General features: G+C 43.2%; 14 protein-coding genes. 6 read left to right on the top strand and 8 right to left on the bottom strand.

The window, feature by feature from the left end; all coding sequences use genetic code 11:
• The first annotated feature begins 26 nt into the window (after positions 1 to 26).
• From LU297_RS08030 to LU297_RS08010, 5 genes are all read left to right on the top strand, one after another.
• Complete coding sequence (locus LU297_RS08030) at positions 27 to 314, top strand: DUF333 domain-containing protein (RefSeq protein ID WP_263076006.1); 288 nt, start codon at positions 27 to 29, stop codon at positions 312 to 314.
• A 59-nt stretch (positions 315 to 373) separates the two neighbouring features.
• Positions 374 to 901: a hypothetical protein gene (locus tag LU297_RS08025; protein ID WP_263076005.1), complete on the top strand. Its 528-nt coding sequence runs from the start codon at positions 374 to 376 to the stop codon at positions 899 to 901.
• A 162-nt stretch (positions 902 to 1,063) separates the two neighbouring features.
• Positions 1,064 to 1,783, top strand: coding sequence for a TetR family transcriptional regulator (locus LU297_RS08020; protein WP_263076004.1), 720 nt, complete (start codon positions 1,064 to 1,066; stop codon positions 1,781 to 1,783).
• Between the two features lie 45 nt (positions 1,784 to 1,828).
• Positions 1,829 to 2,005, top strand: a complete 177-nt coding sequence (locus LU297_RS08015; protein WP_263076003.1) for a hypothetical protein — start codon at positions 1,829 to 1,831, stop codon at positions 2,003 to 2,005.
• Between the two features lie 80 nt (positions 2,006 to 2,085).
• On the top strand, positions 2,086 to 3,093 hold the full coding sequence (locus LU297_RS08010; RefSeq protein ID WP_263076002.1) for an exodeoxyribonuclease III: 1,008 nt from the start codon (positions 2,086 to 2,088) through the stop codon (positions 3,091 to 3,093).
• A gap of 85 nt (positions 3,094 to 3,178) precedes the next feature.
• On the opposite strand, the gene LU297_RS08005 is transcribed toward LU297_RS08010, so the two are convergent.
• The 8 genes from LU297_RS08005 to mtgA all read right to left on the bottom strand — a co-directional run bounded on the left by LU297_RS08005 (position 3,179) and on the right by mtgA (position 11,691).
• Positions 3,179 to 3,712 (bottom strand): sel1 repeat family protein, encoded by a 534-nt coding sequence (locus LU297_RS08005; protein ID WP_263076001.1) that lies wholly within the window; start codon positions 3,710 to 3,712, stop codon positions 3,179 to 3,181.
• Between the two features lie 248 nt (positions 3,713 to 3,960).
• Positions 3,961 to 4,926, bottom strand: a complete 966-nt coding sequence (locus LU297_RS08000) for a tetratricopeptide repeat protein (protein WP_263076000.1) — start codon at positions 4,924 to 4,926, stop codon at positions 3,961 to 3,963.
• Between the two features lie 107 nt (positions 4,927 to 5,033).
• Positions 5,034 to 5,705 carry an FKBP-type peptidyl-prolyl cis-trans isomerase gene (locus tag LU297_RS07995; protein ID WP_263075999.1) on the bottom strand — a complete coding sequence of 224 codons (672 nt, stop codon included), beginning with the start codon at positions 5,703 to 5,705 and terminating at the stop codon, positions 5,034 to 5,036.
• Positions 5,706 to 6,186: 481 nt separating this feature from the next.
• A complete protein-coding gene (gene apt, locus LU297_RS07990; RefSeq protein ID WP_263075997.1) occupies positions 6,187 to 6,723 on the bottom strand; it encodes an adenine phosphoribosyltransferase in 537 nt (178 codons plus the stop codon).
• 45 nt (positions 6,724 to 6,768) lie between these two features.
• Positions 6,769 to 8,217: a tRNA uracil 4-sulfurtransferase ThiI gene (gene thiI, locus LU297_RS07985; RefSeq protein ID WP_263075996.1), complete on the bottom strand. Its 1,449-nt coding sequence runs from the start codon at positions 8,215 to 8,217 to the stop codon at positions 6,769 to 6,771.
• Between the two features lie 113 nt (positions 8,218 to 8,330).
• Entirely contained in the window at positions 8,331 to 8,792 is a 462-nt protein-coding gene (locus LU297_RS07980; RefSeq protein ID WP_263075995.1) for a YchJ family protein, read from the bottom strand.
• Positions 8,793 to 8,815: 23 nt separating this feature from the next.
• Positions 8,816 to 10,975, bottom strand: a complete 2,160-nt coding sequence (gene ppk1 / locus LU297_RS07975) for a polyphosphate kinase 1 (RefSeq protein ID WP_263075994.1) — start codon at positions 10,973 to 10,975, stop codon at positions 8,816 to 8,818.
• 32 nt (positions 10,976 to 11,007) lie between these two features.
• A complete protein-coding gene (gene mtgA, locus LU297_RS07970) occupies positions 11,008 to 11,691 on the bottom strand; it encodes a monofunctional biosynthetic peptidoglycan transglycosylase (RefSeq protein ID WP_263075993.1) in 684 nt (227 codons plus the stop codon).
• A gap of 74 nt (positions 11,692 to 11,765) precedes the next feature.
• Here mtgA and LU297_RS07965 point away from each other — a divergent pair, with 74 nt between their 5' ends.
• Entirely contained in the window at positions 11,766 to 12,158 is a 393-nt protein-coding gene (locus LU297_RS07965; protein ID WP_263075992.1) for a hypothetical protein, read from the top strand.
• Positions 12,159 to 12,340 lie beyond the last annotated feature (182 nt).

The raw sequence follows: 12,340 nt of genomic DNA, 5'->3' as shown, positions 1-12,340 counted from the left end.
TTTTATGTAATATCAAACAGTAAGATATGAACCAATCTAATGTGATTGGTTTATCCAAATCATTCCAACAGGTATTTATGAAAAATTCACTGATTATCTTGACAGCCTTTGCCCTATCCGCTTGCTCCGTCCACTTTGAACCGCAAAGCGTACAAATGGTGGGCATCTCCACCCCTGCCACCGAATTTTGTTTAAAACAAAAAGGCTTTGTCAATCCTACTACCGTAAACGGCAGGCAAGTCAATATTTGCGAATTACCAAACGGTCAAAAGATGGAAGTGGACGCATTTTATCAAACCAATGGCGGTCGCTAGTTGCGATTTTTGGGGAATGTTGTTACAATATTTCTTATTATCCAAAATAAGGAACCAACATGAAACTAAATACCAAGCTACTGATTGCCGCCCTATTGGCAAGTTTTACCCTGACTGCTTGCGATAAACCTGCCCAAGATGGAGGTACGACATCAAGCAGTGTCGCCAAAACTGCGGACGCTGACAAACATGAACATCATGACCATAACCATGATGATAAAAATGAGCATCATGATGACAAAGACGAGCATCACGACCATGAGCATGATGACGAACATAAGCACGAGCATGGACACGACCACGAACATCACGGTCATGACCATCATCATGACGATGGCGATGCTTACCAATGTGCTGACAAAACTATCCGCATTGCCATTCATAATCACGAAGGCGAAATGGAAGCCCATCTAACCCATGATGACATTCAGTACGACCTAAACCAAGACCCAAACAATGCCAATCTATACACCACCAATAATGGTATTCAAGGCGATAACAAACCAATGAGTCTAAGTATCGATGGCAATAAGGTCAAAGTATTGGCAGCCGATCAAAGCACCCTGCTTGACTGTGTCAAACAATAATCCATACAATCCACCTGTCATTAGCAGGTGGATTTTTTTTGCCAGCTCTCATTAGCCAACAATGAAAAAGCAAAACCACAAAAAAACTTTTGCTTTTGACTTGCAAGAGATTTTCTTTTTATAGATAATATACAACCATTCACTAACTTTTTGAGTATTATCATGAGCATTGATGCCAAATCCACCAATCGAGAACAAAAAAAACGCCAAACTCGCCAAGCCTTTTTTAATGCCGTGCTTGATTTGTGCATGAGCGGACAGGGTTATAGCTCCATCAGTTTACGACAAGTGACTCGTGAAGTGGGTGTAGTACCAACGGCTTTTTATCGTCATTTTGATGACATGGAAAGTCTGGGCAAGGCATTGGTAGAAGATGAATTGGGTAGTGCATTAGCAGTATTGCGAGAGCATATCCAGCTTGGGCATAAACGCAGCTTTGACCGCCAAATTGCCAAGAGCGTGCAATTATTTTTTAAGGCGGTTAACGCCCAGCCTCATTACTGGCAGTTCATCGCCAGCGAACGCTTTGGTGGCTCAGAAGCTGTCCGCCACGCCATCAAAGAGCAAATCACCACCTTTGCCAAAGTCATGAGTGAAGATTTGGCATTGCAGCCTGCCTTTGAACACATCAATGCCTACGACCGCTATTTGCTTGCCGAAACCAGCGTCAATCTATCATTTTCATGGATTATTGATTGGTTGGATTTGACTTATACACCAAATTTTGATGACGATGAACCCAAAATGAGCAAAAGCGAACTAGAACAACGCAAAAAAGAAATGATTCATCGTTGCACTCGCCAAATGCAAATGCTACTATACGGAGCGTATAACTGGAAATCAAGCGAAGAGACGCTACTGGATGAACATATTGCCAACTGATTGATGGCAAAGATTTTTTTGTCATGATTTTGGGCGAATGATTGTATGGCAAACACCACCATCATAGTCGCCCACCAGTCGTCAAAATATCAAGCCATCTTTGTAAGCATCGTCATGATTATGATGATTTTAGGCACTCATGGCAGTATGCTAACAAACCATTTACAACAAAAAACAAACCAAACGCTACTTTCAAGCCTTTGGCTCATGCAAGATGAGTGACTGATTTTATTGGCTTGATTGTCAATCATTGATTTTTTATTGTACACAGTTGAACCATTTTTATCATCAATCTTATCATTATGAATACCAAAATCAACAAACCAAAATCCATCTTAAACAAAAAACCAATCGCTATGCCTATCATGGATACTCATGACGACCAAGCCAAACCCATCAAACCAAAAACCATCGCCAAAACCGCCATCGGCAACGCTCCAAAGGCAGATAACACCAAGCTCATCGCCATCACCAACGACATCATTCCAGCCAAATCGGTACATGGCGACAGACATATTCTACGAGTGATTTCTATCAATGTGAATGGCTTGCGTGCTGCCGAGAAGAAAGGTTTTTTTAATTGGCTGGCGACAACCGAAGCAGATGTGGTCTGTATGCAAGAAACCCGTCTGACTCACGAGCAATGGACGGACAAATTTAAACCCGAAGGCTGGTATGCCCATTTATTCCCTGCTCAAAAGGCAGGCTATGCAGGCACAGCGATTTATAGCCGATTACCCATTAAAAATATCACGACAGGCTTGGGCTTTGAGCTGGCTGATACACAAGGGCGATTTATCACGGCTGAATTTGATTTAACCGAATTTGGCGTTAGCGAACCTGCTTTTATTTCATCACTATATTTACCATCTGGTTCATCTGGTGAAGACGCACAAGCACGCAAGGATTTATTTTTAGAAGAATATAAAGCGATTTTAAAACGCTGGCGAGATGACAATAAATCCGTCATCGTGTGTGGCGACTACAATATCGTACATAAAAAAATCGACATCAAAAACTGGTCTGGCAACCAAAAAGCCTCTGGCTGTTTGCCACATGAGCGAGCATGGCTCGACCATATTTATGATGAATTAGGCTATGTGGATACCTTTCGTGTGGTGCGTAAGGAAGCCGATGTGTATTCTTGGTGGTCAAATCGTGGACAAGCCCGTGCCAAGAATGTGGGTTGGCGGATTGACTATCATGCCTGTTCGCCCGATTGGAAAGATAGAACAGTGGGGGCGTGGGTGTATAAAGATGAGTGGTTTTCCGACCATGCACCTGTGATTATTGATTATGCGATTGCTTAATCTACACCATCAATCATCTTATTTATCAAAGCAAAGGCGGTATAGACCGCCTTTTGTAAAACTTATCTCATCAAGACACGCCACATCAGTAGCCCTGCTGATTCAGCTCTCTATACTCATCACAGCCTGCTTGATCACCCAAATCGCAGGCTTTGCCATACCATTCTTTGGCTTCTTTTTTATTTTGACGCACGCCCTCACCATTAGCATACCGCACAGCAATGTTATAGGCGGCTTTTGCCCCACCTTGTGCATAGGCTTTTTTATACCATACCATCGCCTCGCTATGGCTTTGGCGAACGCCATATCCATTACTATACATATAGCCCAAATTATTTTGAGCATCTGCAAGACCCTGCTCAGCTGCTTTACGATACCAGCTCACCGCTTGGGCGTAGTCTTGTTTTACGCCATATCCATTGCGATACATCACACCCAAATTGTATTGAGCCTTTGCATTGCCCTGCTCTGCCAAGCGTTTAAAGATAGGGAAGGCTTGGGGATAATTTTGCTGTTTAAAATATTGCACGGCTGTATCAAAATCATCTGCCATCGCAGGGGCAGAAATGACTAGACTGCACACCAAAGCGACGGTGGATAAAATTCGTGTAAGTTTCATTAGCACTCCTTAACTCAAATTTGCTTTTAATCATCTATACTAGCCAAACTTCAAAATTGTTATGGTTTTTCGTTTGTGGTGAGTTTGTCGAACCATAACGGAAACTCACCCACAGGCAAGCTTGGGGCGAACGGTTTTTGTACCAGTTTTTAGGTTCGTTTAGTATACACCATCAATCATCTTATTTATCAAAGCAAAGGCGGTATAGACCGCCTTTTGTAAAACTTATCTCATCAAGACACGCCACATCAGTAGCCCTGCTGATTCAGCTCTCTATACTCATCACAGCCTGCTTGATCACCCAAATCGCAGGCTTTGCCATACCATTCTTTGGCTTCTTTTTTATTTTGACGCACGCCCTCACCATTAGCATACCGCACAGCAATGTTATAGGCGGCTTTTGCCCCACCTTGTGCATAGGCTTTTTTATACCATACCATCGCCTCGCTATGGCTTTGGCGAACGCCATATCCATTACTATACATATAGCCCAAATTATTTTGAGCATCTGCAAGACCCTGCTCAGCTGCTTTACGATACCAGCTCACCGCTTGGGCGTAGTCTTGTTTTACGCCATATCCATTGCGATACATCACACCCAAATTGTATTGAGCATCTACATCCCCTTGTTCAGTCGCTTTACGATACCAGCTCACCGCTTGGGCGTAGTCTTGTTCTACGCCATATCCATTGCGATACATCGCACCCAAGTTATTTTGAGCCTTTGCATCCCCTTGTTCAGCTGACTTACGATACCAGCTCACCGCTTGGGCGTAGTCTTGTTTTACGCCATATCCTCTTTCATACATCACACCCAAATTATATTGAGCCATTGCATATCCTTGTTCAGCCGACCTGCGAAACCAGCTCACCGCTTGGGCGTAGTCTCGCTCAACGCCTTGTCCCTGCTCATACATGACACCCAAATTATATTGAGCAATCGCAAATCCTTGTTCAGCCGACTTACGATACCAGCTCACCGCTTGGGCGTAGTCTTGTTCTACGCCATATCCATTGCGATACATCGCACCCAAGTTATTTTGAGCCTTTGCATCACCCTGCTCTGCCAAGCGTTTAAAGATAGGGAAGGCTTGGGTATAATTTTGTTGGTTGGCATATTGCACGGCTGTATCAAAATCGTCTGCCAGTGCAGGGGCAGAAATGGCTAAACTGCACGCCAAAGCGATGGTGGATAAAATGCGTGTAAGTTTCATTAGCACTCCTTAACTCAAATTTGCTTTTGATAATCCACATCATAACATAAAACCACGCCCCAAATATCAAAACCAAGCATATTAGGGCAAAATGATTTACCGTTGCCTTACTTAACTTCCAGTAATTTTACTTTGAAAATCAAGGTTTCACCACCATCAAACAGTGGGGTAGCCATTTGGGCATATGCCAAATCATCAGGAATATACAACTCTATTTCTCCGCCTGCCCGAATATATTGCAGACCCTCGCTAAGTCCTTGAATTAAGTCTTTGCCAAGCTGTGCTTGCATTGGAGAACGAACATAAGAACTATCAAACATTTCGCCGTCTATTGTTCTGCCTTCATAATGAAATGTTACCACCGAATTTGCCTTAGGTTTTTTACCGTTGCCTTGTTTGATGATTTTATATTGCAAGCCTGATTTTGTGGTGATAACGCCTGCTTGTTGGGCATTTTGGGTTAAAAATTGTTTGCCTTTGATACGGTTCTGATTGATTTTTTCAAGCTGTTTTTGTTGTCTTTGTTGTTCAATATTTGCCATCGCAATGAGTATTTGTTTATCAGAATAACGGCTTGGTTTACCTGCTATGGCATCGGCAACGGCTTGGCTTACCGCCTCTGGATAATTTTTTAGCTCATCTGATGTAGCAACTTCTTTAAGATATCCGTAAACCGCCGTGTAGGCATATATCTCATCGTCTGTGGGCTTGGCATGGCTAACTTGCGATGCAACACCAACCATCACACACCAACATAAAAACATACTGTTTAATTTCATTAGATTGTCCTTTTTTTGAGGATGGAAAAGCCAAACTTCATATTATGATTAGCAATAAAGTAAGTACCCAGCTAGAATTTTACTTTATTTTTAAAATATTGATTTGTTTGAGCCTGTGTCAGTTTTGAAAGATTTTTGGCATATGATAGTATATCAGTAACACACGCTTGCTCTTTGTTGATAAGCACCAACATAAGCAGGATTTAAAGGCTGATAAATCAGCAACCACACCAAGATGGCATGATATATACTTAATTCATATCAAAACTATACAGCAAAACCGTTCGCCCTAGTAATGAGCTTGTCGAATTATCGAAGGGCGGGTTTCCGTTATGGTTCGACAAGCTCACCATGAACGAAAAACCTTTGTCTGGTTTTGAATAGAATTGACTATATATTTTAAATTTTATTAGTATATATTTAAAAAATCAACACCTTATCAATAGACAAGGTGTTGATGGATAAACACTTGGTTGTTTTATTACTCTTTAAAAACAACCAAAGAGCATGGCTCCACTCCTACTGCTTTTAGTCGCTCATCGCCACCCAAGCCATCAAGCCAAATCACAAAAGCAGCGTGCGACACCTGCCCGCCCAGACGGCGAATGAGCTTGACTGTCGCATCTACCGTACCACCTGTGGCAAGCAAATCATCAATGATGAGTACATTATCATCAGCACCGATGGCATCGGTATGGATTTCTAGTGTATCTTCGCCATATTCTAGGGAATAAGACTGGGCGATGGTGGCTCGGGGCAGTTTGTTTGGTTTACGCACCAGCACAAATGGCACACCCAATGCCAATGCCACAGGAGCTCCAAAGATAAAGCCACGAGACTCTGTACCGACAATCTTGGTAATGCCTTTATCTTGGTATTGAGCAACAATGGCATCAACGGTTGCTTGAAATGCTGCTGGATTTTCCAAAAGTGAGGTAATATCACGAAATGTTACCCCTACTTTCGGGCAGTTAGGAATAGATTTGATAGAATTTTTGATGAGTTCAAGTTGATTCATTGATGACTCTTTATTAAATAAAAAATAATAAAATTAGCTAAATGATTAGACAGTCTTGTCCAATTGCAATACCTTAACATTGTCAAACCCCTGAGCAATGAGCTGTGCTGCTTGCATACGACTCATCACACCCTGCTGGCAATACAAAAGATAGGTTTTATTTTGGTCAAGCTCACCAAATCGCTTAGCAAGTTGATAAAATGGCAATTCAAGCACGCCAGCGATGGATAGCGGAGACTCGTCCACCTCCATCGGCGAACGAATATCCAACACCACATCATCATCGCCAATATGATGAACAATGTCAGGCATCACGATTTGCTCTGGCATTGTCATCTTGCGAATGTCTTCAACCACAGCTGTATCAATGGCGTGCTGCAATATCGCAAAATCAAAATGCTCTTCGGTTGCCAAAATCTTACTTTCAACCGCCTTGACTGTGGGCGATTTTGAAATCACGCCACAAAACTCAGGCATGGATTGGGCGATTTGCATGGTGCCAATTTGTCTGGTGAGATTGACGATTTGCTCCTTATCGTGCGTGATAAGAGGTCTTAATACCAAGCATGATGACGCTTTATCAATGATATGAAGGTTGGTTAAGGTCTGACTAGATACCTGACCCAACGCCTCGCCCGTCACAATCGCCTCAACATTCATGCGAGAGGCAATCTGGCTGGCAGCTCGCACCATCATTCGTTTTAGCACCACGCCCATTTGCCCATCGTCAATCTTGGTCAAAATCTCAGCCACCACAGGCTCAAAATCTACCTTGACAAAACGCACTTTATGCGATGAGCCGTAGCGTTGCCACAGATGATAAGCCATCTGCTTCACGCCCAACTCATGTTCTTGACCACCCAGATTAAAAAAACAATAATGCACACGACTGCCACGACGCATGAACAAATAGCTAGACACGCTCGAATCAAAACCGCCAGAAATCAAGGAAAGCACATCTTCTTGGGTGCTCATCGGAAAACCGCCAATCCCCTCATGTCTTGCCTTGATGAGCAGCATCTTATCTTGGTCAATCTCAATGCGTACCGTGACATCAGGGTCAGTTAGTTTTACTTTGGCACTCTCGATGTGCTGATTAAGTCCACCGCCCACATATTGCATCACATCTAGCGAACTAAAATCATGCTTGCCACGACGCTTGACACGCACACAAAAAGTCTTGTCAATCAGCTCATCACGGTATCGTGCTAGCGTCTGCTCAAAAATGTCGTGTATGTCGGTATAATCGCTTTCTTCAACTTCCAAAAAATGATGAATGCCAGAAATCCGCCCAAGCTGCTCGCAAATCGCCTGCACTTTGCTTTCATCTTTGGTGCGAACTTCAATAAAATCCCAATGACGAATCACTTTGACCGATTCATCAATGCGTGTCAAAATCAGATGGATATTCCCTGTTAAAACCTTGATGAAACGCTTACGAACCGACTGGCTTTTCATCATAATTTCAGGAAACAACTTGACAATAAATTTCATAAGTCCACACAGTTTAAACGAAAAAACATACCATTTTACCGCATTTGTTGGCAAAATTAAAGCAAATCAACACATCGTCTAAGATGGTCACATAAATCCAATCTCAACAAACATCAATACAAAAACTTGCCACAGCACGCTTTAAACTTATCGCCAGAACCGCACAAACAAGGCTCTTTATTGCTCATGGCGATTGGTACAGTTGGGTCTAAAAAATACCACCGCAATACACCCGTTTCATCTGCCACCTGCACAAATGCTGAGCGTTCATCATGGCAACCCAACACACCATCATCTTGACGATAATACGCCAAAAAATGCACTTGGGCGTGGCGTTTGCCAATCTTTGGTGTGTGGCTTTTGATGGATAAGGATTGCCAGTCCATTTGCTCAGCCCATGCTTGCAAGGCTTGTCTATCCAACAAAACCGCCTGTGCTGGCACGGTGGTCTTGATGATATATTCAATGTCTTTTAACACAAAAGCACTATATCTTGAACGCATCAATGCCTCAGCGGTATGTGTAGGCTTACCCTCATGGTAGGGCTGGCAGCACATTTGGTAAGTTGTCGGCATGTTTGTATCAGAACAAGGGCAAATCATGGGCAAATCTTCTCCAACAGATATGCCTGCGCATCATGTCCTGATGTCAAATCTTGTGCCACAGGATGCCATCTGCCCTCACCGTCCAATGTCCACGCCTGCAAATCATCGCTTAGATAATTCATCAATCCATCTTCATAGATTTTTTTGAATAATTTTTTATCCAAAATCGGAAACGCCACCTCCACACGGTGTAGCAAATTTCTATCCATCAAATCCGCACTGGCACAATACAGTCTTTCTTGACCGCCATTTTCAACATCATTGCCAAAATAATACACACGGGTATGCTCCAAAAAACGCCCAACCACCGAACGCACCCGAATGTTCTCGGATAAGCCCTTAACCTGTGGACGCAGACAACAAATCGAGCGAATAATCAAATCAATCTGCACGCCAGCACTGCTTGCTTCATACAGCTTATTGATGATTTTGCGTTCGGTTAAGGCATTAAATTTTAGGATAATCCTGCCTTTTTTGCCCGCTTTGGCATGAGCAATCTCATCATCAATATACCGCATGAGCTGCTGATGTAGCGTAAATGGTGCGTGCAAAATATGCTTGGACGGCAATGGTCTGCCCATGCCTGTTAATTGCTGGAACACCCCTGCAATGTCTTCGCACAGTTCTTGATTGGCGGTAAACAGTCCATAATCGGTGTACGCCTTAGCATTGCCAGCATGATAATTACCCGTGCCAAGATGTACATAACGGCGAATCTGACCCATCTCACGGCGGACGATGAGCATCATCTTAGCATGAGTCTTATAACCCACAATTCCATACACCACCACCGCACCAGCTTCTTGTAATAAATTTGCCACCGCAATGTTTGATGCCTCATCAAATCTGGCTCTAAGCTCAATGACAGCCGTCACTTCTTTGCCATTACGAGCAGCTTCGGCAAGAGCTTTGACAATTTCTGAATTTGTACCAGAACGATATAAGGTTTGCTTGATGGCAAGCACATTGGGGTCTTTGGCGGCTTGTCTAAGCAGATTCACCACAGGGGCAAATGAATGAAACGGGTGATGAATCAACACATCTTGTTTACCAATGACCGAAAACATTGACTCATCATCATTTTCTGCATGGCGAAATGCCTTAGGTATGTTGGGCGTAAAGGGAGCAAAGTGCAATCCTTCACGGTCAAAGTCGGTCAAAAATCTGGTCAAATTAACAGGACCATTGACACGATATAGCTGATTTTTATCCAAATCAAACTGTTTGAGCAAAAATTCGCTGATTTCCTCTGGGCAATTGGTCGTCACTTCCAATCTGACCTCATGACCAAAGCGGCGATTATCCAGCTCGCCCACCAAGGCTTTGGCAATGTCATCCACATCGTCCGCCACCGTCAAATCAGCATTACGAGTCAGGCGAAACTGATAGCAGCCTTTTACCTGCATGCCCAAAAACAGCTCGCCCACATGTTCGTGAATCACCGCAGAAAGCATCACATGATGTTCCTTGCCATCCGTCAATTCATCTGGTAAACGAATGATTCTTGGTAATGAGCGAGGGGCTGGTACGATGGCAAGGTTAATGTCTCGCCCAAAAGCGTCTTTGCCTTCAAGACTGACAATAAAATTTAGCGACTTATTGACCAGTCGTGGAAATGGGTGAGCGGGGTCAATGCTGATGGGGGTTAATACAGGCATGACTTGGGTGAAAAAATACTCTTTCATCCACGCTCTTTGAGCATCGCTTAGCTCGCCACGCCGCAAATAACGAATGTCATGCTTGGCAAGCTCTGGCAAGATGTCTTCATTTAAGATACGATATTGCTCATCAACAGCACGATGAGCAATGGTGCTGATGCGTTGCAAAACATCGCTGGGTCGTCTGCCATCAATGCCTGTGGCGGCATCGTTTTGCTGTTTGAATTTTTTGATGAGACCTGCCACTCGAATCTCAAAAAATTCGTCCAGATTTGACGAAAAAATCGTCAAAAAAAACATTCTTTCTAATAAGGGAAATCTAGGATTGGTCGCCTGAGCAAGCACTCGTAGCTGAAATCTTAGACTGGACAAATCTCGATTGATGTAGCAGTTTGGCGTATAAGCCCCTGTTTCGTCAAACAATTCTTCAAGCTCAATCATTGCTTGATGGTTGGCTTGGTGATGCTGGTTTAGGGCGACAATCTGTGTGGTCATGAGCTATCCTTTTTGTTGTACTGCAACTTAAATTATGATGGATTGGCTGGCAAAACAGCCGTGTTCATACGCCTTAAAATGATTTTTTGTTTATTTCTTAGGCGTTTTGCGTGTAGATTTTTGCCATAGTATTTGGGATTGGGCAGCAGACTGATGAGTAGTGCCGATTCTTCACGACTAAGTTTGGCGGCAGATTTACCAAAATAATGCTGAGCCGCCATCTCAATGCCATAAATGCCCTCGCCAAATTCCACGACATTTAGATACACCTCCAAAATGCGTTTTTTTGACCAAAACTGCTCCATCATCACCGTAATAATGGCCTCTTCGCCCTTACGAATGTAGGAGCGATGCGAGGTCAAAAATAGATTTTTGGCAAGCTGCTGACTGATGGTCGAGCCACCCACCGACACCGCCCCTGCTGCTTCATTGGCTTGCTTGGCGGCTTGAATGCTTTGAAAATCAAAACCATGATGGCTGGCAAATTTGGCATCTTCGCTGGCAATGCTTGCTTGTTTGGCTGATTTGGCAATGTGCTGATAATCCACCCATTGATGGCTGATGCTACCACCGTGTAAGCGATGGCTTAGCATAAATGCCGTCTGCTGCACAGGCATGACACTCCACACCGCCAGCAGTACCGCCACCAATACATGAAAACCCAAGAACAGCACCAAAAACGGTGCAAGCACCCATTTAAAAATCAACCGAAACACGCTACAATAACTCCAATTGATAACCCCAAGTATCATACCCAATCCCATGATTTTTGTATAGTTTTATTTTTGATATGCCCACTCAAACGCCATCGCCCCTTACCCAACTTGCCAAACTCTCCCAAGACCGTTTCGCTCTGACTCGACAACATCAGGGTTTTGATGATGTTCGTCAATATTTGATGCACGCTTTATCAGCACCGCACTCATCATCAGACTGGCTACTCATCGGTACAGACGGCTGTCATCTTTGCGACACCGCTTGGCACACGATACACACCGCCAGCCACACCGCACCACACCCACCCACCATCATCAAACTAGACTTAGCAGACAGTCACGACCCAAGACTGATTGACACACTTGGGACGCTTATTCCCATCTTGGTTACGCCCATGCAACTACTTTGCTATCCTTTTGGAGTGCTGGACATCATCAAACTTTTATCAACTCACAAGCCATCATAAAATTTGTATGATTTTTAGTCAAAAGAAACTAAATCACATACCAAGATGGGATTTTTGGTTAAATTTTGATGATTATATCGTTAAATCCGATAAATAACCACAATATATCAAATATTATCATAATTAAAAAGTATTTCTTTTTGTCAATCAAGGTTGTAAAATTGTGATGATTTTAACAATCA

Source organism: Moraxella nasicaprae (assembly GCF_025643275.1).
Taxonomy (GTDB): Bacteria; Pseudomonadota; Gammaproteobacteria; order Pseudomonadales; family Moraxellaceae; genus Moraxella; species Moraxella nasicaprae.
Note: the sequence above shows the minus strand (reverse complement) of the source record. Positions and strands in the feature narration are given on the sequence as shown.

Coding starts and splice junctions, on each gene's coding strand:
- LU297_RS08030 (WP_263076006.1), top strand. CDS start 27: ATGAACCAATCTAATGTGATTGGTTTATCCAAATCATTCCAACAGGTA.
- LU297_RS08000 (WP_263076000.1), bottom strand. CDS start 4,926: ATGAAACTTACACGCATTTTATCCACCATCGCTTTGGCGTGCAGTTTA.
- LU297_RS07995 (WP_263075999.1), bottom strand. CDS start 5,705: ATGAAATTAAACAGTATGTTTTTATGTTGGTGTGTGATGGTTGGTGTT.
- LU297_RS07965 (WP_263075992.1), top strand. CDS start 11,766: ATGCCCACTCAAACGCCATCGCCCCTTACCCAACTTGCCAAACTCTCC.
- LU297_RS08020 (WP_263076004.1), top strand. CDS start 1,064: ATGAGCATTGATGCCAAATCCACCAATCGAGAACAAAAAAAACGCCAA.
- apt (WP_263075997.1), bottom strand. CDS start 6,723: ATGAATCAACTTGAACTCATCAAAAATTCTATCAAATCTATTCCTAAC.
- LU297_RS07980 (WP_263075995.1), bottom strand. CDS start 8,792: ATGCCGACAACTTACCAAATGTGCTGCCAGCCCTACCATGAGGGTAAG.
- LU297_RS08005 (WP_263076001.1), bottom strand. CDS start 3,712: ATGAAACTTACACGAATTTTATCCACCGTCGCTTTGGTGTGCAGTCTA.
- LU297_RS08010 (WP_263076002.1), top strand. CDS start 2,086: ATGAATACCAAAATCAACAAACCAAAATCCATCTTAAACAAAAAACCA.
- thiI (WP_263075996.1), bottom strand. CDS start 8,217: ATGAAATTTATTGTCAAGTTGTTTCCTGAAATTATGATGAAAAGCCAG.
- ppk1 (WP_263075994.1), bottom strand. CDS start 10,975: ATGACCACACAGATTGTCGCCCTAAACCAGCATCACCAAGCCAACCAT.
- LU297_RS08015 (WP_263076003.1), top strand. CDS start 1,829: ATGGCAAACACCACCATCATAGTCGCCCACCAGTCGTCAAAATATCAA.
- LU297_RS08025 (WP_263076005.1), top strand. CDS start 374: ATGAAACTAAATACCAAGCTACTGATTGCCGCCCTATTGGCAAGTTTT.